Annotated in this window: 20 protein-coding genes; 6 read left to right on the top strand and 14 right to left on the bottom strand. The window is 71.2% G+C overall.

All coding sequences use genetic code 11. The features are described from left to right. Nucleotides 1-108: 108 nt before the first annotated feature. Genes ISU07_RS02510 through pucL form a run of 5 tightly spaced genes read right to left on the bottom strand, consistent with a single transcriptional unit; the run spans nucleotide 109 to nucleotide 3850 of the window. A complete protein-coding gene (locus ISU07_RS02510; RefSeq protein ID WP_194705158.1) occupies nucleotides 109-942 on the bottom strand; it encodes a bifunctional allantoicase/(S)-ureidoglycine aminohydrolase in 834 nt (277 codons plus the stop codon). Continuing rightward, complete coding sequence (allB, locus tag ISU07_RS02505) at nucleotides 939-2282, bottom strand: allantoinase AllB (RefSeq protein ID WP_323742380.1); 1344 nt, start codon at nucleotides 2280-2282, stop codon at nucleotides 939-941. The genes ISU07_RS02510 and allB overlap by 4 nt, the downstream gene beginning before the upstream one ends. Beyond that, nucleotides 2272-2577, bottom strand: coding sequence for a hydroxyisourate hydrolase (uraH, locus tag ISU07_RS02500; RefSeq protein ID WP_194705157.1), 306 nt, complete (start codon nucleotides 2575-2577; stop codon nucleotides 2272-2274). The genes allB and uraH overlap by 11 nt, the downstream gene beginning before the upstream one ends. Further along, on the bottom strand, nucleotides 2577-3011 hold the full coding sequence (gene uraD, locus ISU07_RS02495; protein ID WP_194705156.1) for a 2-oxo-4-hydroxy-4-carboxy-5-ureidoimidazoline decarboxylase: 435 nt from the start codon (nucleotides 3009-3011) through the stop codon (nucleotides 2577-2579). The genes uraH and uraD overlap by 1 nt, the downstream gene beginning before the upstream one ends. Then, nucleotides 3008-3850: a factor-independent urate hydroxylase gene (pucL, locus tag ISU07_RS02490; protein ID WP_194705155.1), complete on the bottom strand. Its 843-nt coding sequence runs from the start codon at nucleotides 3848-3850 to the stop codon at nucleotides 3008-3010. The genes uraD and pucL overlap by 4 nt, the downstream gene beginning before the upstream one ends. A 231-nt stretch (nucleotides 3851-4081) precedes the next feature. Between pucL and ISU07_RS02485 the strand changes: the two genes are divergently transcribed. Both ISU07_RS02485 and ISU07_RS02480 read left to right on the top strand, forming a co-directional pair. Then, nucleotides 4082-5428, top strand: coding sequence for an MFS transporter (locus ISU07_RS02485; RefSeq protein ID WP_194705154.1), 1347 nt, complete (start codon nucleotides 4082-4084; stop codon nucleotides 5426-5428). Nucleotides 5429-5432: 4 nt separating this feature from the next. Beyond that, nucleotides 5433-6905, top strand: a complete 1473-nt coding sequence (locus ISU07_RS02480; protein WP_194705153.1) for a peptide ligase PGM1-related protein — start codon at nucleotides 5433-5435, stop codon at nucleotides 6903-6905. Here the strand turns inward: ISU07_RS02480 and ISU07_RS02475 are convergent. Further along, entirely contained in the window at nucleotides 6902-8134 is a 1233-nt protein-coding gene (locus tag ISU07_RS02475; RefSeq protein WP_194705152.1) for a DUF6986 family protein, read from the bottom strand. The two genes, ISU07_RS02480 and ISU07_RS02475, sit on opposite strands and share 4 nt — an antisense overlap. A gap of 86 nt (nucleotides 8135-8220) precedes the next feature. Between ISU07_RS02475 and ISU07_RS02470 the strand changes: the two genes are divergently transcribed. Then, complete coding sequence (locus ISU07_RS02470) at nucleotides 8221-8928, top strand: AIM24 family protein (protein WP_194705151.1); 708 nt, start codon at nucleotides 8221-8223, stop codon at nucleotides 8926-8928. On the opposite strand, the gene ISU07_RS02465 is transcribed toward ISU07_RS02470, so the two are convergent. The 3 genes from ISU07_RS02465 to ISU07_RS02455 form a co-directional block, all read right to left on the bottom strand. Then, nucleotides 8925-9377, bottom strand: a complete 453-nt coding sequence (locus ISU07_RS02465) for a DUF4282 domain-containing protein (protein ID WP_194705150.1) — start codon at nucleotides 9375-9377, stop codon at nucleotides 8925-8927. The two genes, ISU07_RS02470 and ISU07_RS02465, sit on opposite strands and share 4 nt — an antisense overlap. Before the next feature lie 208 nt (nucleotides 9378-9585). Next, entirely contained in the window at nucleotides 9586-10671 is a 1086-nt protein-coding gene (locus tag ISU07_RS02460) for an inositol-3-phosphate synthase (protein ID WP_194705149.1), read from the bottom strand. A 17-nt stretch (nucleotides 10672-10688) separates the two neighbouring features. After that, the gene (locus ISU07_RS02455; RefSeq protein WP_323742379.1) at nucleotides 10689-11312 is read right to left on the bottom strand and encodes a PadR family transcriptional regulator; all 624 of its coding nucleotides are present in this window, start codon (nucleotides 11310-11312) and stop codon (nucleotides 10689-10691) included. 255 nt (nucleotides 11313-11567) lie between these two features. On the opposite strand from ISU07_RS02455, the gene ISU07_RS02450 reads away from it, so the two are divergent. Further along, a complete protein-coding gene (locus ISU07_RS02450; protein ID WP_194705148.1) occupies nucleotides 11568-13907 on the top strand; it encodes a transglycosylase domain-containing protein in 2340 nt (779 codons plus the stop codon). Between the two features lie 30 nt (nucleotides 13908-13937). Beyond that, entirely contained in the window at nucleotides 13938-15383 is a 1446-nt protein-coding gene (locus ISU07_RS02445; protein WP_194705147.1) for a glycosyltransferase family 87 protein, read from the top strand. Here the strand turns inward: ISU07_RS02445 and ISU07_RS02440 are convergent. The 3 genes from ISU07_RS02440 to ISU07_RS02430 all read right to left on the bottom strand — a co-directional run bounded on the left by ISU07_RS02440 (nucleotide 15376) and on the right by ISU07_RS02430 (nucleotide 18881). Next, entirely contained in the window at nucleotides 15376-16440 is a 1065-nt protein-coding gene (locus ISU07_RS02440; RefSeq protein WP_194705146.1) for an alanine racemase, read from the bottom strand. The genes ISU07_RS02445 and ISU07_RS02440 overlap by 8 nt on opposite strands. 3 nt (nucleotides 16441-16443) lie before the next feature. Further along, the gene (locus tag ISU07_RS02435; RefSeq protein WP_194705145.1) at nucleotides 16444-17583 is read right to left on the bottom strand and encodes a lipid II:glycine glycyltransferase FemX; all 1140 of its coding nucleotides are present in this window, start codon (nucleotides 17581-17583) and stop codon (nucleotides 16444-16446) included. A gap of 239 nt (nucleotides 17584-17822) precedes the next feature. Continuing rightward, nucleotides 17823-18881, bottom strand: coding sequence for a zinc-dependent dehydrogenase (locus ISU07_RS02430; RefSeq protein ID WP_194705144.1), 1059 nt, complete (start codon nucleotides 18879-18881; stop codon nucleotides 17823-17825). A 153-nt stretch (nucleotides 18882-19034) separates the two neighbouring features. Here ISU07_RS02430 and ISU07_RS02425 point away from each other — a divergent pair, with 153 nt between their 5' ends. Further along, complete coding sequence (locus ISU07_RS02425) at nucleotides 19035-21047, top strand: PTS mannitol transporter subunit IICBA (protein ID WP_194705143.1); 2013 nt, start codon at nucleotides 19035-19037, stop codon at nucleotides 21045-21047. Between the two features lie 58 nt (nucleotides 21048-21105). Here the strand turns inward: ISU07_RS02425 and ISU07_RS02420 are convergent, their stop codons facing one another. Together ISU07_RS02420 and ISU07_RS02415 are read right to left on the bottom strand one after the other, a co-directional pair. Further along, a complete protein-coding gene (locus tag ISU07_RS02420; RefSeq protein WP_323742378.1) occupies nucleotides 21106-21990 on the bottom strand; it encodes an alpha/beta hydrolase family protein in 885 nt (294 codons plus the stop codon). Nucleotides 21991-21994: 4 nt separating this feature from the next. After that, nucleotides 21995-22786, bottom strand: coding sequence for a deoxyribonuclease IV (locus tag ISU07_RS02415; protein WP_194705142.1), 792 nt, complete (start codon nucleotides 22784-22786; stop codon nucleotides 21995-21997). Nucleotides 22787-22852: the final 66 nt, after the last annotated feature.

Here is a 22852-nt window from a genome sequence, read left to right as displayed (position 1 = left end):
GCGGCCCGTGCTCGCAGACGCATGGTTGCTGGCGGATCCCGCGCCTGCTGGTTATCCATGCGAACAACAGGCCGTGCCGGTCACTCTAACCGGGCTTCGAGCCTCCGGTCACGGGCTCCCGAGCCCGAGGTGGGCGTGGCGGTTGACGTCCTTGTAGAGCAGGTAGCGGAAGGGGCCGGGTCCGCCGGCGTAGCAGGCCTGGGGGCAGAACGCGCGCAGCCACATGAAGTCGCCGGCCTCGACCTCGACCCAGTCGGTGTTGAGGAGGTACACGGCCTTGCCCTCCAGCACGTACAGGCCGTGCTCCATGACGTGGGTCTCGGGGAAGGGGATCGCACCGCCGGGCTGGAAGTTGACGATGTTGACGTGCATGTCGTGGCGCAGGTCGTCGATCTCCACGAACCGTGTCGTCGACCAGGCGCCGTCGGTGCCGGGCATCTCGATCGGAGTCACGTCGCGCTCGTGGGTCACCAGGACGTCGGGCTCGAAGAGCCCCTCGACCTGCTCGTACCGCTTGCGGATCCAGTGGAACGTCGCGGTCGCCTCGCCCGAGTTCCTCAACGACCAGTCGGCGAGCGGCGGCAGGAACGCGTAGCTGCCCGGCTCCAGCTCGTACCGGTCACCGTCCGCCTCGAGCTGCAGCGTCCCGTCGACCACGAACAGCACCGACTCGGTGCCCTCGGTGGGCTCGCCCTCCTCCGTACCTCCCCCGGGCGACACCTCGGCGACGTACCAGCTGAACGTCTCGGCGAACCCCGTCAGCGGCCGCGCCAGCACCCACATGCGCATGCCGTCCCAGCCGGGCAGGTACGACGCGGTGATGTCGCTCTGGGTCCGTGCGGGGATCACGGCGTACGCCTCGGTGAACCGCGCCCGGCCGGCACCACCGGTCGTCAACGCGGTCTGCGGCGGCAGTCCGCCACGGGGCACGTGATAGGTCACGAATCTCCTCCTCTGACCAGCAGCCGACCTCGGGGCCCATCCTCGTCCGCGACCGGTACGCCGCGCAGCCAGGTCTCCCGTACCTCGCCCACGAGCGGCATCCCGTCGTAGGCCGAGACGGCGTTCCGGTGTCGCAGGGCGGCGGCCGAGACGGTGAACGACGCGTCCGGTGCGAACCGCACCAGGTCGGCCTGCATCCCCACCGCGATCGACCCGCGGTCGGACAGCCCGACCAGCGCGGCGGGCCCGGACGCCATCCACCGCACGACGTCCACCAGCGAGCAGCCGCGCGACCGGGCTCCCGTCCACACCGCAGGGAGCCCGAGCTGCACCGACGCGATCCCGCCCCACGCCACCCCGAAGTCCGGGCTGGCCTTCAGCGCCGCGGTGCACGGTGAGTGGTCGGAGACGACCACGTCGATGTCCCCGGACGCGAGCGCCGCCCACAACGCCTCGCGGTTGGCGGCCTCGCGGATCGGCGGGCAGCACTTCATCTCGGTGGCGCCGTCGGGCACCGACTCGGCGTCGAAGGTCAGGTAGTGCGGGCAGGTCTCGACCGTGACCGGCACCCCGGACGATCGCGCCTCCCTCAGCAGCGGAACCGCGTCCGCGTCCGACAGGTGCACGACGTGCGCCCGACCGCCGGTGGCCCGCGCGGCCGACAGCACCAGGGAGATCGCCGCCTCCTCGGCCGACCTCGGCCGCGAGGCCAGGAACCCGGCGTAGGTCGGACCCCGCAGCAGCGAGTCGTCGATCAGCGAGCCGTCCTCGGCGTGCACGATCATCAGCGCCCCGAGCCCCGCCGTCTCCGCGAGGGCCGAGGAGAACTCGGACGACGAGAGCGGCGGGAACTCCTCGACGCCCGAGTCGAGCAGGAAGCACTTGAACCCGAAGACGCCGGCCTCGTGCAGCGACGACAGCGAGCCGAGGTTCGACGGCACCGCACCGCCCCAGAACCCCACGTCCACGAAGCACTGCCCCTCGGCCGCGGCGCGCTTCACCTCGAGCGCCTCGACGGTGGTCGTGGGAGGGATGGAGTTGAGGGGCATGTCGAGGATCGTGGTGACACCGCCGGCCGCGGCGGCGCGGGTCGCGCTGGCGAAGCCCTCCCACTCCGTCCGTCCCGGCTCGTTGACGTGCACGTGGGTGTCGACCAGGCCGGGCAGCAGCACCTCGTCCTCGCCGAGGGTCACCACCGTCGGGGCCGACGGCACCCGGTCGTACGCCGTGACCGAGGCGATGCGTCCGCCCCTCACCTCGACGCAGGCGGGCACCTCCGCGTCGCCGACGACGACCCGAGAGGCGCGGATGACGAGATCACCCAACGGGTCAGCTGCCACGGTAGGTCGAGTACCCGTACGGCGAGAGCAGCAGCGGCACGTGGTGGTGCCGGTCGTCGGCGACCGTGAACACGATCACGACCTCGGGGAAGAAGCCGCTCACGTAGGCCGCGGTGTCGAACCGCAGCACGTACGACGCCAGCCCCAGCTCCCCGCCCAGCGACCCGACCCGCCCGTCGTCGTCGGTCGTCGCCGAGTCCAGGAAGTCGCCGTCGCGCGACTCCAGCCGCACGGCCACCCCGGCCGCCGGCTGTCCGAGGGCCGTGTCGAGCACGTGAGTCGAGAGGGTGGCCATCAGACGAGTGCCTCCAGTCGGAGCAGGGCGATCTGCCTCAGGTTGTCGACGGTCTCGGCCCGCTCGGCGTCGTCGGTGTTCGCGAGACGGCGCTCGAGCTCGGCCAGGATCTCGTCGGCGTCCCGGCCCGCGGCCCGGATCAGGAAGACCCGCCCGAACCGTTCCTCGTACGCCGCGTTCCCGGCCGCCAGCCGGTCGGCCGCCGAGGCGTCCACCCCGGCCTGCTCCCGCTGTGACTGGGCCCCACCCCGCTCGCCGATCCGCGGGTGGGCCGACAGCGCCTGGTCGAGCTCCGGGTCCGACATCGAGCGGGCCGCGGCGTCGGCCGCGGCCAGCAGCGCGGAACGGTCGGCGTACGGCTCGCCGGACAGCACCTCGTCCGCCCACCGCGGCACGGAGAGGCAGCCGAGCAGCTGCTCACGGGTGAGGCTCATGCCGGCGCATCTCTCAGCACCGTGCACTCGATGAGCCCGTACGGCCGGTCGGCGGCGATGAACACCTCGCCGTCGTTCGTCAGCCCGTCGACCTCGAAGCCGGAGAAGTCCACCAGGAAGTGGTGCTTGTTCGGCGCGGAGAACGAGATCTCCGCGATGCCCGGCATCGTGTCGACGACCGCCGAGCCCATCAGGTACAGCGTCTCCTGCAGGGCGCGGGAGTACGTCGTCGCGAACGTCGAGAGCAGCACCTCGCGCACGTCGTCGAAGGAGGCGTTCCAGTCGACGTCCGTGGTGTCGTGCCGCCACCGGGCCACCAGCGACGTGGCCAGGATCCGGTCGTCGGTCTCGGCGAGCGTGGTGAACTCGTCGACCAGGAAGCCCTTGAACTCCGACCCCGTCGACTTCAGCACCACCAGGTCCTTCAGCCCCGACACCACCGACGCGCCCGACCGGGAGACGGTCACCTCGCACGTCCGTACGTCGCCGCCGCGGCGCGCGAACGCGTGCTGGCCGAGACGGTCCCAGGCGTACTGCTCGACGCGCACCTCGGCCGCGGCCGCCGCCGGTGCGGCCTCGAGCAGCCGGGAAGCCAGCGCCAGCGCGTAGTCCTCGGGCGAGGACACGCCGTGCAGCTTGGCGTACGCGAACGCGGTGTTCTTCTGCGTGTCGGTCGGCAGCACGGCCGCCTGGTCGCCGGACACGTGCGCGGCGTCGAAGTCGCCGCGCAGCGACGACGACACGTTCAGGTCGACGATCTCGTGGCGGGGGGTGTCCCGGACGATCCGCACGACCCGGCTCTCCGCCTTGCCGTACCGGTTCTCGCCCAACACCGCCATGCGGGCACCCTAGTAGGGTCCGCTCCTGATCCCATGGCCTGCTGCGCGCCGCCCCGTCGGCGCCTGGACTGCGTTGTCGTCAGTCGCCATGACTCCGTCATGTCTCCCTCCTCCGCCTTGCCAGGCACACGACGAGACGACGCTCGCGACGGCCGAGGATCAGGAGCGCACCCCAGCCAGCCATAAACCGGGCGACGACCGTCCGTGGTGCCTGGAACACTCGACCAGGCCATGAGCTCACCGGTTGCCTCCCTCGTCCGCCGCTTCCACGCGCCCTCCCCGCTCGCGGGCCGCCTCGCCGGGCAGTCGCTGCTCTTCGCCCTCGGCGAGGGCACGTTCATGACCGGGTCGGCGGTGTTCTTCACCCAGGTCGTCGGCCTGAGCGCCGCCCAGGTCGGACTGGGCCTGACGATCGCCGGCGTCGCGGCGTTCGTCGCCGCGCTCCCCGCCGGCAAGCTGGTGGACCGCTACGGGCCCAAGCGGATGTGGGCGTTGAGCGCCGCCGGGCAGGCGGGCATGTTCACGCTCTGGCCGTTCATCCACGGGTTCACCGGATACGTCCTGATGGCCTGCGCGATGCAGGTGGTCGGCTCGCTCGGCGGGTCGGCGTACGGCGCCTACACCGTCGACGTGCTGCCGCCCCAGGAGCGGGTGAAGTCGCGGGCCTACATGTACTCCGCCCTCAACGTCGGCTTCACCCTCGGCTCCCTGGTCGGCGGCATCGCCCTGGCGTTCGACTCCAACGTCGTGCTCGAGGCGATCCCGTGGTTCACCGCGGTCGCGTTCCTGGTCAACGCCGCGGCCATCCTGCGGCTGCCCAACGCGGCCCACGACGACCGCACGCCCGACGAGCGCAGGGAGAGGATCCCCGGTCCCGGCCCGCTGCGGAACCCCGGCTGGCTGGCGAGCACCTTCTTCGCCGGCGTCCTGTGGACCAACCAGGTGCTGCTCAACATCGTCATCCCGCTGTGGCTGGTGGAGGAGACCGACGCCCCGCGGGTGCTGCTGGCGTTCCTGTTCGGCACCAACACGGTGATGTGCATCTTCCTGCCGATGGTCGCCTCCCGCGGCATCAAGAACATCCCGACCGCGCTGCGCGCGATCCGCGTCTCCACGGCCTTCTTCGTGGTCTCGTGCCTGATCACGCTGGCCACCCACGACACGGTCGGCTGGAAGACCATCGCGCTGGTCTGGCTGGGCCACGTCACGGTGACCGGCGCCGAGCTCTACCTGTCCGCCGCGAGCTGGTCGTTCGAGGCCGAGCTGATGGACCCGCGGCGCCGCGGCGAGTACCAAGGCGCCGCCGAGTTCAGCGGCACCCTCGGCCGGGTCTGGGCGCCGGCGCTCTACACGTTCCTCGCGATGAACTGGGGCGCCGCCGGCTGGCTGGTGATCGCGGCGATCGGCGTGGTCGCGACGATCGGCCTGCACCCGTCGGTGCGCGCCGCCCGGGGGTTCCTGGTCCGCCACGTCCCGCCCGAGGAGCTCGCGCAGGCGAGCGCCGGCGGCGACGAGGACGTGCCCCAGGTCTCGCCCGCCGTCGACGATGGCCTCGGAGCCGCGACTGCGTCACGCTGAGCGCGTGCACCCGCAGGCCGACGACACGGAGCTCGCCGACCGCCTTCGATCCGTGTGGCCGCACCTCACCTGGCGTGACGCCGGCGACGTGCCGCGCACGATCGTGGTGATGCAGTCGATCTCGGCGTACCTCCCCCCACGCTGGCAGCCGTTGCTCCCGGCCTACGAGGAGCGCTACCTGTGCTACCTCCTCGGCCTGCTGTCGGGCGGCACCCGCGTCGTCTACGTGACGTCGATGCCGATCCACCCGCGGCTGGTCGACTACTGGTTCGGCCTGGTGCCGGGGCTCGACACCCCGGCCAACCGCGCGCGCCTGGTCCTCGTGCCGGTGGTCGACGCCCGGCCCGTCCCGCTGACGCGTAAGGTGCTCGAGCACCCCGGCGTGATGCGCCGCATCCGCGAGGCGGTGGCCGACCCGAGGTACGCCGTCACCGTCGGACACACCGTGACCGTCGACGACGTCGAGGTCGCGCGGCACCTCGGCATCCCCGTGTACGGCGCGCACCCGCGGTTCGCCCGCTGGGGCACGAAGTCGGGCAGCCGCGAGTCGTTCGAGGCCGCCGGTGTCCCGATCGCACCGGGGCGCGCGGTGCGCGACCGGGCCGACGTCGCCGAGGCGATCGCGGAGCTCCGGGCCGCCGACCCCGGCCTCGCCCGCGTCATCGTCAAGCTGGACGAGGGCGCGAGCGGCATCGGCAACGGCACCATCACCCTGCCCGGCGACCTGCCCGGCGGCCTGCCCGGCGACCCCGACGCCATCGAGCTCGAGGAGCCGGAGATCGACGTGGCCGACTACTACGCGCACCTCGAGCGGGAGGGCGGGGTCGTCGAGGCGTTCCTCGTCGGCGAGGAGGTGCGCAGCCCCAGCGTCCAGCTGCGGATGTCCCCCTTCGGCGAGGCCGAGGTGCTCTCGACGCACGAGCAGGTGCTCGGAGGACGCCACGGCCTGACGTACCTCGGGTGCACGATGCCCGCCCGGCCCGAGTACGCCGCCCGCATCGCCGACCAGGCCCTCGCGGTCGGCACCGCGCTGGCCTCGCACGGCGTGGTCGGCCGGTGCTCGATCGACTTCCTGGCGGTCCGCAACGGCGGCTCCTGGGCGACGTACGCCTCGGAGACCAACCTCCGCGCCGGCGGCACCACGCACCCGTCGGCGACCCTGGCGGCGCTGACGCGGGGCGACTACGACGTCCGCGCCGGGGTGTTCCGCGCCGCCGACGGGACGCCGAAGTTCTACACCGCGACCGACCACCTCGAGAGCGAGGCGTACGCCGCGCTGACCACCGACGACCTCCTCGACGTGAACCCGGGCGGCTGGGACGCCGGGACCGAGACCGGCACCGTCCTCCACATGGCCAGCGCCATCGGCGGCACGGGCAACCTCGGGCTGACCGCCATCGCGGACTCGGGCGACGCGGCGACCGCGCTGTTCGAACGTTCCCGCGCCGCGCTCGACCGGGCCGCGGCCGGCATCTAGCGGTGCGCCAGGCGGCGCAGCTCCTCCACGTCGCCGACCTCGCCCGCGTCGACCGCGCCGCAGTCCAGCCCGCGCAGGACGAAGTCCGCCAGCGCCCGGGCGGTCGCGGGCTCGTCGGCGATCGAGCCGGTCGGACCGTCTGTCTGCCGCTGCTCGGCGTAGGTCGCCAGCCGCTCCAGGGCCTTCGGCAGTCCGCCGCGGAAGAACGTGTACGTCGCGGCGTACCGCGTCGGCAGCTGTCCCGGGTGCAGGTCCCAGCCCTGGTAGAAGCCGCGCTCCAGCGACCGGGTCACCAGCCGCAGGTGGTTGTCCCAGGCCAGGTGGATCGCCTCGGCGTCCCCGACCGGCAGCACGTTGGTCGACCCGTCGGAGAGCCGGACGCCGGTGCCGGCGGCGGCCGCCTGCATCACCAGCTTCGCGTGGTCGGCCGCGGGGTGCTCCAGCGACTGCTGGCCGGCGGCGATGCCGAGGTAGGCGGAGTAGTCGTAGGTCCCGTAGTGCAGCCCGGTCAGCCGGCCGCCCGACGCGTGCACGATCCGGGCCACCAGCGCGGTGCCGTCGGCGCCGAGGATCGTCTGCGGCGTCTCCACCTGCACCTCGAACCGCACGGCCTCGTCCGCCAACCCGATCTCGTCCTCGATGGTCGAGGCGGCGTGCACGAACGCGGCCACCTGCTCGGTGCTCGTGACCTTGGGCAGGGTCACGACGAAGCCGTCCATCGAGCCCTTCGCCTCGGCGTACGCCGTCAGGAACCGTGTCAGCGTCCGCACCCCGCGCGCTCGCGACGCCGGGTCGAAGGACCTGATGCGGATGCCGGAGCACGGCGGTGCCGTCTCGTCCTGCTGCGCCTCGGCCAGCGCATGGGCCGCGGTACGGACGTGCTCGTCCTCCTCCTCCGAGGAGTGCCCGACGTACCCGTCCTCGAAGTCGACCCGCAGGTCCTCGACCGGCTCGTCGCCGAGCTTGGCCTTGACCCGCCGGATGATGTCGGCGTCGGCGACGACGGTCGCGAACTCGGCGGCGTGCTCGTCGAGCAGCGCCAGCGCCTCCTCGCCCCAGGAGCGGGCGGTGCCCGCGCCGAACCGGTCGGCCGGCACGTACGCCGTGTGCACGGGCTGGCGCCCCGGACGCTCGCCCGGGTACCTCGACGCCAGCTGCCCGTCAGCCTCCGCCAACCGTTCGTCGAGCTCGGCGGTCAGGCGGGCGCTCAGCTCGTCGGGATCGACCATGGGCGCCACCCTAGGCGCGAGGGTCACCGGGTCTCGTGACGGTCGCTGCCCGACCTCCTCGACCAGCGATGAGGCAGGCTCTCTGCATGCACAGCGACCTCTTCGACGCCGGCAACCTGGAGAACGAGACCGGGCAGCGCTTCGCCCTCCAGAACGACCAGCTGCTGCGGGTGTCGCTGGGCCCGGACGTGCTCGCGGTCAAGGGCGCGATGGTCGCCTACCAGGGCCAGGTGGAGTTCATCCACGAGAAGGCCGGCAGCGTCGGGCGGCTGCTCAAGAAGATGGTCACCTCCGAGGACATGCCCCTGATGCGGGTCCGCGGGCAGGGCGAGGTGTTCTTCGCCAGCGACGCCGGGTACGTCTACCTCATCGAGCTCGGCGGCGACGGGATCAGCGTCAACGGACGCAACCTGCTGGCCTTCGACTCCGCCCTCCAGTGGGACATCAACCGGGTGAAGGGCGCCGGCATCATGGCCGGCGGCCTCTTCAACACCACGGTCACGGGCCAGGGCACCGTCGCCCTCTGCACCGTCGGCAAGCCGGTCGTGCTGGACTGCAGCACCCAGCCGACGTACGTCGACGTGCAGGCCGCCGTGGCCTGGTCGGCCACCCTGGTGCCGAACGTCGTGAGCTCGATGAAGTTCTCCTCGGTCATCCGTGGCGGCTCGGGCGAGGCCTTCCAGTACGCCTTCCACGGCCCGGGCTTCGTCGTCGTCCAGCCCAGCGAGTGGACGCCGCCGGCGCAGGGCACCGGCGGCGGCACCGGCGGGCTGATCGGCGAACTCTTCAGCTAGCCGGTGGTCCTCGGCGGCAGGCGGTGGTGGATGTCCTCGCTCATCCGCGTGATCGCGAGGTAGAACTCCAGCGTCATCCGGATCAGCGCGAGGTACACCAGCATCACGACCGGCCCGATCAGCAGGACCAGCAGCCCGTACGCCGCAGAGCCGGCGAACCCGGCCGCCAGCCAGGCCAGCCACGCGACGACGAGCAGGCCGGTGGCCAGCATGTAGACGAACCGCACCACCTTCGGCGTGATGAACGTCGAGAAGCTGAAGTCGAACAGCGCCTTCAGGACGCCCGCCGGGTCGACCGACTGCGCCGGCCCGTCGGGCGGCGGCTGCGGGGCCGGGCTGTAGCTCGGCGGGGGTGACGGGGGAGGAGGCGGGAGGATCGGCGCCTGCCGGGTCGGGTCCGGCTGCTGCCGGTCGTCGGGATGGCCCGGGGGCGGCGGGGTCTCGGTCATGGGCGAAGGCTACAAACGAGAACCGCCCGGACCGTGGTGGGTCCGGGCGGTTCCGTCGTTCGTCGGTCGAGTTTGGTTCGTTGGTCGAGCTTGTCGAGACCCCGACTCTTCGGTTACCGGGTTTCGACGCGCCCGTTGCGGCTTCGTTCCTCAGCCGCAGGGCTTGCTCAACCTGCGGGTGAGACGAGCGAGCGTTCGTTCCTCACGCTCACTCTTCACCCTTGATGAAGGCCTCGACGCGGCGGCGACCCTCGTCGTCGGGGAGCTGCACCGGCGGGGACTTCATCAGGTACGACGACGCCGAGATGATCGGGCCACCGAGGCCGCGGTCCTTGGCGATCTTCGCGGCGCGGACCGCGTCGATGATGATGCCGGCGGAGTTCGGGGAGTCCCAGACCTCGAGCTTGTACTCGAGGTTCAGCGGGACGTCACCGAAGGCGCGGCCCTCGAGGCGGACGTAGGCCCACTTGCGGTCGTCGAGCCACGCGACGTAGTCGGACGGGCCGATGTGCACGTTGCGGTCGTGGGTCTTGCCGGCCAGCTCGCCGTGCAGGTTGGACGTCACGGCCTGGGTCTTGGAGACCTTCTTGGACTCCAGGCGCTCGCGCTCGAGCATGTTCTTGAAGTCCATGTTGCCGCCGACGTTGAGCTGGTAGGTGCGGTCCAGCGCCACGCCGCGGTCCTCGAACAGCTTGGCCAGCACCCGGTGGGTGATGGTCGCGCCGACCTGGGACTTGATGTCGTCGCCGATGATCGGGACGCCCGCGTCCTCGAACTTCTTGGCCCACACCGGGTCGGAGGCGATGAACACCGGGAGGGCGTTCACGAAGGCCACGCCCGCGTCGATCGCGCACTGGGCGTAGAACTTGTCGGCCTGCTCGGAGCCCACCGGCAGGTAGGAGACGAGCACGTCGGCCTGGCTGTCCTTGAGGACCTGGACCACGTCGACCGGCTCGGCGGCCGACTCCTCGATCGTCTCGCGGTAGTACTTGCCGAGGCCGTCCATCGTCGGGCCGCGCTGCACCTCGATGCCGAGCGTCGGCACCTCCGCGATCTTGATCGTGTTGTTCTCCGAGGCGTTGATGGCCTCCGAGAGGTCCTTGCCGACCTTCTTGTCGTCGACGTCGAACGCCGCCACGAACTGCAGGTCGCGGACGTGGTACTCGCCGAAGGTGACGTGCATGAGGCCCGGCACCGTGGCCGACGGGTCGGCGTCCTTGTAGTACGTCACGCCCTGGATGAGGGACGTCGCGCAGTTGCCGACGCCCACGATTGCTACTCGTACCGATCCCATGCCGGGTCTTCCTTCCTTCACTGCGGTTCAGCCGCCGGCGTCGCGGCCGGTGCGGTGTGCTGGGAACTTCTGGGTGGGGTGCTGCTGGTGGTGCTGCTGGAGCCGGGTGCCTCGGGTCCCGTCCCGCGCTCGGCGTTGATCAGGTCGGTCAGCCAGCGGACCTCGCGCTCGACGGAGTCGATGGCGTGCCGCCGCAGCTCGGTGAGGTAGCGGTCGTCGCCGCCCGCGGCCCGGCGCTGCCGGTCCAGGCGCTCCTGCAGCCGGCTGCGCCGGCCCTCGAGGATGCGCAGCCGCACGTCGGCGTCGGTGCGCGAGAAGAACGCGAACCTCATGTTGAAGCCCTCGTCCTCCCACGCGGACGGGCCGTCGTCGGTGACCTCGCTGGCGAAGGCCTCGCGCCCCTTCGCCGTGATCTGGTAGGTGATCCGCTGCCGCATCGAGACCGATGCGGGGTTGGTCACCTCCGTGATGACGCCCTCGCGGAGCATCCGCTTGAGCGCGGGGTACAGCGAGCCGTAGGAGAGGAGGCGGGTCCACCCGAGCAGCAGGTTGAGGCGCTTGCGGAGCTCGTAGCCGTGCAGTGGCGACTCGTGGAGCAGGCCGAGGACGGCCATCTCCAGCGCTGCACCCTTGCGTTGCACGTGTCCCCCATCGGTGTGAAACCCTACGAACCGCTCTATCGCGCGGATCTATCGGGTGAATGTATCAACACGATACATCGGTCGCGCAACCCGGCCCAGGGCCGAAGGTCCCGTCGTGGCCGGACGCTGCGCGCCTTCGACCCGCTGGCCCGCCGGAATCACACGCGCGGCGGTTGGGTGGGGGTGGGTCGCCCCCCGTACCCTCGGTGGAGTTGTCCTTCCCCCAACAGCCGAGCCAGTCGTGGAGTCGAAGAGTTGAGCAAGCGTCGCGCCGAGGGCCCCGCGGTCAAGCGCAAGCCGAACCGTCCGAAGCCCCCGGGCACCACGAAGCGCCGCGTCCTCAAGGTCGTCAAGTGGCTGCTGATCATCGGCCTGGTCACCACGCTGACCGGCATCGGCGCGTTCTACTACGCCTACACCCAGACCACGATCCCGGACCCGGACGCCGACTTCACCACCGAGACGACCAAGGTCTACTACGCCGATGGCAAGACCGAGCTGGGTCAGTTCGCGGTCCAGAACCGTGAGTCGATCCCGCTCTCGGAGATGCCCGACCAGCTGCAGCAGGCGGTCATCGCCGCCGAGGACCGGTCGTTCTACACCAACAAGGGCATCGACCCGAAGGGCATCATCCGGGCCGCGTTCAGCAACGCCCGAGGCAACGCCACGCAGGGTGCGAGCACGATCACCCAGCAGTACGTCAAGATCCTGTACCTCACCCAGGAGCGGTCCCTCAAGCGCAAGCTGAAGGAGGCCTTCCTCTCGCTGAAGATCCAGCGGGAGAAGAGCAAGCAGCAGATCCTCGAGGGCTACCTCAACACCATCTACTTCGGTCGCGGCGCGTACGGCGTGCAGGCAGCCGCCCAGGCCTACTTCAACGTGCCGGCCAAGGACCTCAACCTGAAGCAGTGCGCCGTGCTGGCCAGCGTGCTCAACGACCCGACCGACCTGGACCCGAAGAACGGCAAGGACTCCAAGGCGGCCCTCAAGGAGCGCTACGACTACGTCCTGGACGGCATGGCCTCGACCGGCGACATCACCGCCGACGAGGCCGACCAGGCCCAGCAGGCGCTGCCGCGGTTCCCGAAGATCCAGGCCCAGAGCCAGTACGGCGGCCAGAAGGGCTTCATGCTCCAGCTGGTCCGCAACGAGCTGCACTCGATGGGGTACTCCGACTCCGACATCGACGGCGGCGGCCTGCGGGTGACCACGACGTTCACCCCGGCGGCGATGAAGGCCGCCGAGGACGGCGTGCTCGCCCAGAAGCCGGAGGGCTTCGGCGACAAGGAGCTGCACATCGCCGCGGCCACGGTCCAGCCCGGCACCGGCGCGCTGCTCGGCTTCTACGCGGGCCAGGACTACCTCGACTCCCAGATCAACTGGGCCGTCGCCGGCGGCATGGTCGGCTCGACGTTCAAGCCCATCACGCTGGCCACCGCGATCAACGAGGGCTTCTCGCTCAAGGACACCTTCCAGGGCACCTCGCCCTACACCTTCCCCGACGGCCTCGAGGTCAACAACGAGGGCGAGAACGGCGGCAACGACTACGGCTCGTCGGTCACCGCCCTGTTCGGTCTCGAGGAGTCGATCAACACGGCGTACGTCGACATGTCCGCGTCCATCCCCGACGGGCCCGCGAAGATCCACGCGATGGCCAACGCCCTGGGCATCCCGCCTGCGCACGCGTCGAAGAAGTACCCCGGCATCCCCAAGACCAGCCGGGACCTCAGCGCCGACGACACCCTGATCACGCTCGGCCGTGCCCGCGTCAGCCCGATCAACATGGCCAACACCTACGCCACCTTCGCCAACGGCGGGGTGCGGTCGAACGTGCACGTCGTCAAGAAGGTCGTCGACCGCACCGGCGAGGAGCCGCAGGTCTACGACGTGGTCAACACCGACGTCCTCGACCCCGACATCGACTCCGACGTCTCCTACGCCATGCAGCAGGTCGTCGAGAACGGCACGGGCCAGGCCGCCCAGGCGCTGGGCCGTCCGGCGGCGGGCAAGACCGGGACCGCGACCAACGCCAAGGACCAGGTGTCCTCGGCGTGGTTCGTCGGGTACACCCCGCAGCTCTCCACTGCGGTGATGTACGTCCGAGGCGACGGTGACGACCAGCTCGACGGCTGGCTGCCGTCGTACTTCGGGGCCGACTACCCCGCCCGCACCTGGACCGCGATCATGCAGCAGGAGTCCGAGGGCATGGACGTCGAGGAGTTCCCGGAGCCGGCGAACGTCGACGGCGACGCCCCGACCGATGGTCACGACCCGGCGCCGACGGCCACCCCGACCAAGAGGCCCTCGCCGACCAAGAAGCCGTCGCCGACCGGGACGCCGACCGAGACGGACTCGCCGAGCGACTCCCCGACGGAGCTGCCGACCAAGACGCCGACCGGCCAGCCGACGACCGAGCCCACCCCGACCGTGGAGCCCACGCCGTCCGACACGACGCTGCCGACGGTGACGGTCAACCCGACCCCGGACCCGCCGCCGTCGCAGACGCCGACGCAGGCGGCCACGACCACGGTCGCCCAACCGTCGACCTCCCCGACGCCGCGCAGCAGCTCCTGGTTCCTGAGCTACTTCCTCTGACCCCCTTCCTCTGACCCCTTCCTCTGACCCATGAGGAGCGACCACGTGCCGGCCGACGACCGGGTGCACCCCACCCACGACGACCCCGGCATCCGGGCGCTCAGCGAGGGCGTGGGCGGACCGGTCGGCACGCACGCCGGTCGCCACCGGTGGTGGACGCCGCTGCGCGTGCTGCTGGCGCTGACCGCGGTCTGCTTCGCGATGGGGCTGGTCAAGGACGCCCCCTGCTACCGGGACAAGTGGGGCGACTCCGCCACCAACTACACGCACATGTGCTACTCCGACCTGCCCTACCTCTACACCGGACGAGGGTTCGCCGAGCTGCACTGGCCGTACGTCGACGACGACTCGGTCCGGGCGAGGTACCCGGCGATGGAGTACCCCGTCGTCATCTCCTACTGGGCCTGGTGGTCGGCCGAGGTCACCCAGCGGCTCAGCGGGAACCCCGACGTCACCGAGCGCGCCGGGATGCCCGTGGACACCCTCGGGGCGCGGCCGGAGATCCGCACCGAGATGCTGCGGTTCGTCGCCGTCAACGCGATCGGCTTCGCTGCCCTGGCCCTGCTCTCCGCGTGGCTGCTCGCCGGCGTCCACCGGCGGCGTCCGTGGGACGCGGCGTTCTTCGCGATCTCGCCCGCGCTGGCGCTCGCGGGCCTGGTGAACTGGGACATGCTGGCCGTCGCCTGCGTGGCCGGCGCGCTGTGGGCCTGGTCGCGCGACCGCACCATGCTGACCGGCGGCCTGATCGGCCTGGGCGTGGCCACCAAGCTCTACCCGCTGTTCCTGCTCGGCGGGATCCTGGTCATCTGCCTGCGCCGGCGGCGCTTCCGCGAACTCGGGGAGACCGCGGGCGTGGCGGCGGCCACCTGGGTGCTCGTCAACGCCCCGGCGTACCTCTCCGGTGGCGAGGCCTGGAAGACCTTCTGGCGGTTCAACTCCGACCGGGCCGCCGACCTGGGCTCGGTGTGGCTGCTGCTCGACCAGCGCTTCGACCTGTCATTGACGTCCTCGACCATCAACATGTGGTCCTGGCTCGTGTTCGGCGCCTGGTGCGTCGGCGTGCTCGTGCTCGGGATGACCGCGCCGGCGACGCCGCGGCTCGCGCAGCTCGGCTTCCTCGTGGTCGCGGGCTTCCTGCTGGTCAACAAGGTCTACTCGCCGCAGTACGTCCTGTGGCTGCTGCCGCTGGCCGTGCTCGCCCGGCCGCGGCTGCGCGACCAGGTCATCTGGCAGCTCGGCGAGGTGGCGTACTTCGCCAGCGTCTGGTGGTACCTCGGGAACTTCCTGGCTCCCGCCGACGGCGGCGACGCGGAGTTCTACTGGTTCGCGATCATCGTGCGGATGCTGGCCGAGCTGTACCTCGTGGCGATCGTCGTGCGCGACATCCTCTGGCCGAGGTACGACCCGGTCCGCGAGCTGGGCTGGTCGGCCCACCTGCCGCGCCGGTCGGCGCCGAGGTCGCTGGCTCTCAGGTGACGACCACGCGGTCGAACGTCGTCGCGGTGTAGCGCACGCGGACGTCGACCTGGTCGCCGACGGCGGGCACGTGCGCGCCGGAGGGCAGGAAGAGCATGGAGGCCTGCATGTGCGGGGGCTCGGCGAACAGACGCTGCTTGCCGTCGATGGTGAACGGCGAGCGCACGAACCCGACGGCGTCCAGGCCGCCGCGCGCGATGGTGGCCGCGCGCGCCTTGATGGAGGAGTCGCCGGTCGGAGCCTCGAGGCCGATCCCGTGGGCGGTGCCGCCGCTGACCACCACCACGTGGCCGGACTTGGGGGCGCTGCGGCCGCGGTACCCGAACACGTCGCCCCGCTCGACCGCGTGCACGTCGAGCACGGTCGCGGTCACCCGCAGCGCGCCGCGGTCGCCCAGCCAGAGCTGGGTGCCGATGCGCGGCCGGATCTCGAAGTCGGCGTGGCTGGTGCGCAGCCGGGCGAGCTCGTCGCCGGTCAGGTGGCTGACCCAGATCGCGGTGCGGCTGCCGGCGAGGCCCGCGCCGACGACCTCGTCGACCAGGCGGTGCACCTCGGCGAGGTGCGAGCCGCTGGCCAGCGGCAGGTGCAGGGCGATGCCGCGGAACCGGCGTCCGCCGTGACCGGGGCCGAGCACGTCGGCGGCCTCGCGCAGGTCGCGCGCGGTCAGGCCGTGGCGCAGCATGCTGGTGCGCAGCTCGAGCACGAAGCGGGCGTCCGGCTGCCGCTCGCGCAGCGCCCGGAGGTCCTCCACGCGCGACACCGTGTGCACCAACCGGGTCTGGAGCGAGTCGTCCACGTCGAGGGCGGCTCCGAACGGTCGCCACGGGGTGAGCACGAGGAGGCCGCCCGGGAACCGTGAGGAGACCTCGGGCAGCTCGTCGTAGGTGCCGACGGCCATCGTGTCGACCCCCAGCCAGGCCGCCTTCCGGGCCAGGCGTGCGAGGCCGAAGCCGTAGCCGTTGCCCTTGGCGACCGGCACCAGTCCGGGCTGCTCGCCGGCCACCTCCTTGAGGTGGGTGCGCCAGCGGTCGCCGTCGACGGTCAGGGTGAGGCTCACCGCTCAGCCCCGCCTCTTCATGGCGGCCTGGAACGCCTTGTAGAGCAAGGGCCGCAGCGGCAGGTCCCACTCCCCGGCGTGCTCGACCGCCTCGCCGCCCGTGCCGACCTTGAACTGGATGAGCCCGGCGTGCGGGTCGTCGGGGTCGAGGGTGTCGGTGATGCCCCGCAGGTCGTAGACCGTCGCACCGGCCGTGATCGCGTCACGCAGCATGGCCCACTGCACGGCGTTCGAGCCGCGCACGTCGCGGTTCTCGGTGGAGGAGGCGCCGTAGGAGTACCAGTCGTGGGTGCCGACGCGCACCGCGATCGTGGCGGCCACCAGGTCGCCCTCGTGGTGGGCGAGCCAGAGCACGAACCGGTCCGGCTCCTCGGCCGCCATCGCCTCGGCCATGGTGCGGAAGTACGCCAGGGGGCGCGGCGTGAAGTGGTCGCGCTCGGCGGTGTGGGCGTAGAGGTCGTGGAAGGCCTTCAGGTCCTCCAGGCCGCCGCGCGTCACCACCACCCCGGCCTTGTCGGCCTTCTTGATGTTGCGGCGCCACTGCTGGTTCATGCCGGCGAGCACGTCCTCCTCGGTACGCCGGGTGCCGTCCGCGGCGACGAGGGGGACCTGGAAGTTGTAGCGCGGCTGCCCGGCCGCGAAGCCGCCGCCCTCGGACCCCTGCAGCCGCCAGCCGAGCTCGTGCAGCTGGGAGACGACGCGGGCGCCGACCGGCTCCCGGTGGGTCGGGGCGACGTCGTCGAGGCGGCGTACGTCGGGGTCGGCGATGCCCTCCTTGACCGTGGCCGCCGACCAGCGCCGGGTCACGACCGGCGGGCCCATCCGCACCGCGAACGCGCCGTGCTGCTTGAGGTGCTTGGTCATCGGGGCCAGCCAGGCCCCCAGGTCGGGGGCGGACCAGTCGATGACCGGGCCCTCGGGGAGGTACGCCAGGGAGCGCTGGAGCCGCGGGAGGTTGCGGTGCAGCACGAGGCCGGCGCCCACGAGGTCGGACCCGTCGAACCATCCCAGCGACTCCGCCCGCCACTCCGGCTTGACCTTCGCCCACGCCGGCGTCTGGAGGAAGCTGGTCCACGGCTGGGCGCGCACGAACGCCAGGTGCTGCTCCGGGCTGATGGGCCGGACGGTGGGGGCGCTCGTCACCCGACCCACGCTAGCGGGGCAGGACCCATCCGCTGGTCGAGGAGGTCGCGCAGCGACCGTCACGAGACCCGGTGACCGGACCGTGGACCGTTCACCGGGTCTCGTGACGGGCCTCCGGCCCTCCTCGACCAGCGGTGAAATGCCAGAACCGCGGTGGCACGGACCTCTCTTCCGACCACCGCGGTCCTCAGGGCAGGCCCCAGTGGATCTACCCGGGGCGGCCCAGCTCTCTCAGTCTGTCAGGGCTCGACCGTCACCTTGATGGCCTCGCCCTTCTTGACGATCTGGAACGCGTCGAGGACGCGGTCCAGGGGGATGTGCTCGGTGATCAGGTCCTTCACGGGGACCTGGCCGGTGGAGATGTACTCGAGGGCCCGCTTGTTGTGCTCGGGCGCCGAGCCGTTCGCGCCGTGGATGTGCAGCTGGCGGTAGTGGACGAGGTTGCTGTCGCACTTGATGAACGGGTCGGTCTTGGGCAGGCCGCCGAAGAACGAGATGCGGCCGTTGCGTGCGGCCATCGAGATGGCCTGCTCCTGGGTGACGTTGGCGGCGGTGGCGGTGATCACGACGTCCGCGCCGCGGCCGCCGGTCAGCTCCATCACGCGCTCGACGACGTCGACCTCGGCGCCGTTGATGGTCTCGTCGGGCTGCACCGCGTCGGCCGACATCTTCAGCCGCTCGGCGTTGACGTCGACGAGGTACACCGGCCCGGACTGGTGCACGCCGCGGGCGATGCGGATGTGCATGCAGCCGATCGGTCCGGCGCCGAAGACCACCACCGTGTCCCCCGGCTCGATGCCCAGCAGCTCCTGGGCGTTGATGGCGCACGCGAAGGGCTCGGCGGCCGACGCCTCGTCGTACCCCACGTTGTCGGGGATCCGGTTCAACCCGTCGACCTTGAGCACCTGCCTGGGCACGATCATGAACTCGGCGAACCCGCCGTCGTACTGGTAGCCGACCGAGGTCTGGTTCTGGCAGACCGCCATCCAGCCCTTCTGGCACTCGTAGCACTCGCCGCACGGCACGGCCGCGATCACCTGCGCGCGGTCGCCGGGCTTCCAGTCCGAGCCGTAGGTCGCGTTGACGTCCGCGCCGACCTCGACGACCTCGCCGGCGATCTCGTGGCCGATGGTCCGCGGCGGACTGAGGTTCTGGTGCCCGTTGTAGAAGATCTTGACGTCGGTGCCGCAGGTCGAGCAGTTCTTGACCTTCAGCTTGATCTCGTCCGGCCCGCACTCGGGCTCGGGGACGTCCTCGACCCGGACGTCTTCGGGGGCATAGAAGCGGAGAGCCTTCATGGGGGCGACGCTACCGAACCCGGAAGCAAAAAAGCCACACAAACGGGCATAAATCTGTGCCCGAATACTTGGCAACGTGCCCGTTTTGGGGCAGAGTGCGGTGCATCGGGCCGTGACGGGCGTCACGCGCCTAGAGATTGAGGAGGAACCTCGATGGCCTCGACAGCCACCGCAGCAGCGCCCCGCGGTGGGGCGCGGGTACGGGTGCAGCAGTTCGGCACCTTCCTGTCCAACATGGTCCTGCCGAACATCGGCGCGTTCATCGCGTGGGGCCTGATCACCGCTCTGTTCATCCAGTCGGGCTGGATCACCCTCATCGGCGACAAGCTGTTCGACAAGCCGCCGGGCATCGGGGACGGCCTCTACGACTACGGCTTCGTCTCGCAGCTCGGCGGCTGGGACGGCGTCCACGGCGGCATCGTCGGCCCGATGATCACCTACCTGCTGCCGATCCTGATCGGCTACACCGGCGGCCGGATGATGTACGACGACAACATCCGCGGCGGCGTGGTCGGCGCGATCGCCACCGTCGGCGCGATCACCGGCGCCTCGGTGCCGATGTTCCTCGGCGCGATGATCATGGGCCCGCTCGGTGGCTGGTCGATGAAGAAGATCGACGCCATCTGGGACGGCAAGATCCGGCCGGGCTTCGAGATGCTGGTCAACAACTTCTCCGCCGGCATCTGGGGCATGATCCTGGCCGTCGTCGGGTTCTTCGTGGCCGGCAAGTTCGTCGAGCAGTTCAGCGCCGGCGCCGAGAACGTCGTCGACTTCCTGGTCGACAAGAACCTGCTGCCCCTGGCCTCGGTGTTCGTCGAGCCGGCCAAGGTGCTCTTCCTCAACAACGCGATCAACCACGGCGTCTTCACCCCGCTCGGCACCGCCGAGGCCGTGGACAAGGGCAAGTCGATCCTGTTCCTCATCGAGGCCAACCCCGGCCCCGGTCTGGGCCTGCTGCTCGCCTTCGCGCTGTTCGGCAAGGGCCTGGCCAAGGCCTCGGCGCCCGGTGCCGCACTGATCCAGTTCGTCGGCGGCATCCACGAGATCTACTTCCCGTACGTGCTGATGAAGCCGTTCACGCTGATCGCCGTGATCTGCGGTGGCGCCACCGGCGTGGCCACCAACATGGTCTTCCACTCCGGTCTGCGCGCTCCGGCGGCACCGGGTTCGATCATCGCGGTCTGGCTGCAGTCGCCGGCCGGCTCCATCGTCGGCACCACGCTGTCGGTGGTGTTCGCGGCCACGGTGTCCTTCCTGATCACCTCGGTGATCCTCAAGGCCGACAAGAGCGAGGCCGTGGACGACCTGGCCCACCACACCGCGCAGATGGAGGCCAACAAGGGCAAGGCGTCCTCGGTCTCCGGCGTGCTGCTGGGTGGCGGCGCCGCGACCGCCGGCAAGCAGATCCGCAACATCGTGTTCGCGTGCGACGCGGGCATGGGCTCCTCGGCCATGGGCGCCTCGGTGCTCCGCAAGAAGATCCAGGCCGCCGGCCACCACGAGGTCACGGTCGTCAACAAGGCGATCTCCAACCTGCGCGACGACGTCGACCTGGTGGTCACCCACCAGGACCTCACGGCCCGGGCCCAGCAGCAGTCGCCGTCGGCGATCCACGTCTCCGTCGACAACTTCATGGGCAGCCCGCGGTACGACGAGATCGTGGAGCTCATCGAGCAGTCCAACAGCGTGGGAGCGGCGGTCCCAAAAGCTGAGGCCCCCTCGGGTGGGGCCGAGGCCGAGGTTCTTGCTCCGGGCTCGATCGTGCTGAACGGCACGGCGAGGGACCGCGACGCGGCCATCGAGGAGGCAGGACAGCTCCTCGTGGCGGCCGGCGCCGTGGACCCGTCGTACGTCGCCGCCATGCACGACCGGGAGACGTCGGTGTCCACGTTCATGGGCAACGGCCTCGCGATCCCGCACGGCACGAACGAGGCCAAGGGCGCCATCAGGCGCTCCGCGATCTCGTTCATCCGCTACGACGACCCGGTGGACTGGAACGGCAAGCCGGCGGAGTTCGTCCTCGGCATCGCCGGTGCCGGTGACGACCACCTGGCGCTGCTGTCGCGGATCGCCGAGACGTTCACCAGCAAGGACCAGGTGGCCCGGCTGCGGGAGGCGACGAGTCCGCAGCAGGTCCTCGACGTCCTGCAAGGGGTCCGGGTCTAGCACCCTTCCGAAGGACCAGCGAGGAGCCGCACACCCGGTCCCGGTGCGCGGCTCCTCGCTACGTCCGGAGCTTCTCGCCCAGCCGGCGCAGCACCGTGGGCCAGGCCCTGCTCTCCGGGCCGATGAGCGCCGAGTGGTCCCCCGGCACCTCGTCGAGCGTCACGGGCGCGCCAGCACTCCTCGCCGCGGCGACGTACGCGTCGGACTGCGACCGCGGCACCACCTCGTCGTCGCGGCCCACGAGGCAGGCCACCGGGCAGCCCGCGGGCACCAGCCGGGTCGGGTCGCCGACGTCGTAGTGGTCGGGCACGTCGGCCGGTGTGCCGCCCATCAGCAGGTCGACGTTGCCCGACCCGAGGCCCTGCCGCGACGCGCCGGTCAGGTCGAGCACCCCGGCCAACGACAGGCAGCGGGTCACCGTCACCGCCGACGGCCCGCCGGGCGTGGTGTCACGGCGCGAGGCCGCCCAGACCGCCAGCTGGCCGCCGGCCGAGTGCCCGACCAGCCGGACGTCGCCGGCGTCGACGGTGTCGAAGGTGTCGAGGTGGTCGATCCCGGCGGCCACGTCCTCGAACGTCATCGGCCAGCCTCCGGTGCCGCCGACGCGGCGGTACTCCAGGTTCCACACGGCGTACCCCTCGGCCTGCAGCGCCTGGCACATCGGCCGCATCGCCTCGGCGCCGAAGCCCTGCGCCCAGTACCCGCCGTGCACGACCACGACGGTGGCCAGCGGGATACGCGCGGGGAGGTACAGCTCGCCGTACTGCGAGGGGTCGTCGCCGTAGGCCGACCGGGCCACGCTCGCGGTCGGCACGCGCGGGCCGACCGAGCAGCCCGTCACCGCGATCCCCAGGGCCGCGCCCAGCAGGCCGCGCCGGGTCGGCGACGGTCCGGCCCCGGTCAGCCCTGCCGTCAGCCCTGCCGTCGGCCCTGCCGTCAGCACTGCGTCACACGCGGTCCAGCAGGCTGGCGAAGTCGGCCCTGTGCTCCTCGGCGCCGCCCGGGGTCTCGCAGATCACCGGCGCGCCGGCGTCGCGGACGACCGCGGCCAGCAGGTCGGCCCCGATGTGACCGCCGCCGACGTTCGCGTGCCGGTCGGCGCCGGAGTCGAACTCGTCGCGGCTGTCGTTGCAGTGCACCAGGTCGATGCGGCCGGTGACCTTGAGGACGTCCTCGACGATCGTCTCCAGTGCGTTGCCGCCGGCGTGGGCGTGGCAGGTGTCGAGGCAGAAGCCGACCATGTCGGCGCCCTCGGCCTTCGAGACCGCGTCGAAGACCCGGTCGATGCGCTCGAGCTGCCGGGCCATCGCGTTGTCGCCGCCGGCGGTGTTCTCGATGAGCAGCGGCAGCTTGATGTCGGTCGCCTCGATCGCCTTGCGCCAGTTGTCGAACCCGGTCTCGACGTCGTCGGCCTTGTCGACGTGGCCACCGTGCACGATCAGGCCCTTCGCGCCCAGGGCCGCGGCGGCGTCGACGTGCTGCTGGAGCAGCTTGCGCGACGGGATGCGGATCCGGTTGTTGGTGGTCGCGACGTTCACGAGGTAGGGCGCGTGGACGTACAGCTCGACCCCTGCGGCCTGCGCGTCGTCCCGCAGGCCCTCCAGGCCGCCGGCGTACTGGATCTCGGGGCCCTTGTAGCCCTGCGGGTTGCCGAGGAAGAACTGCACCAGGTCCGTGCCGCGGGCCCGCGCCTCCGCGATCGGGTCCTGCTGCTCGACGTGCGCGCCGATGCGGATCATGGGGCAACGGTAGTCGGCGGCACGGACACCCAGGACGACGGTTCGACCAGCCCGATAACCGGTCGA

The organism is Nocardioides islandensis (assembly GCF_015352455.1).
Taxonomy (GTDB): domain Bacteria; phylum Actinomycetota; class Actinomycetes; order Propionibacteriales; family Nocardioidaceae; genus Nocardioides; species Nocardioides islandensis.
The sequence above is the reverse complement of the archived record's forward strand: the minus strand, read 5'-3'. Positions and strand labels throughout refer to the sequence as shown.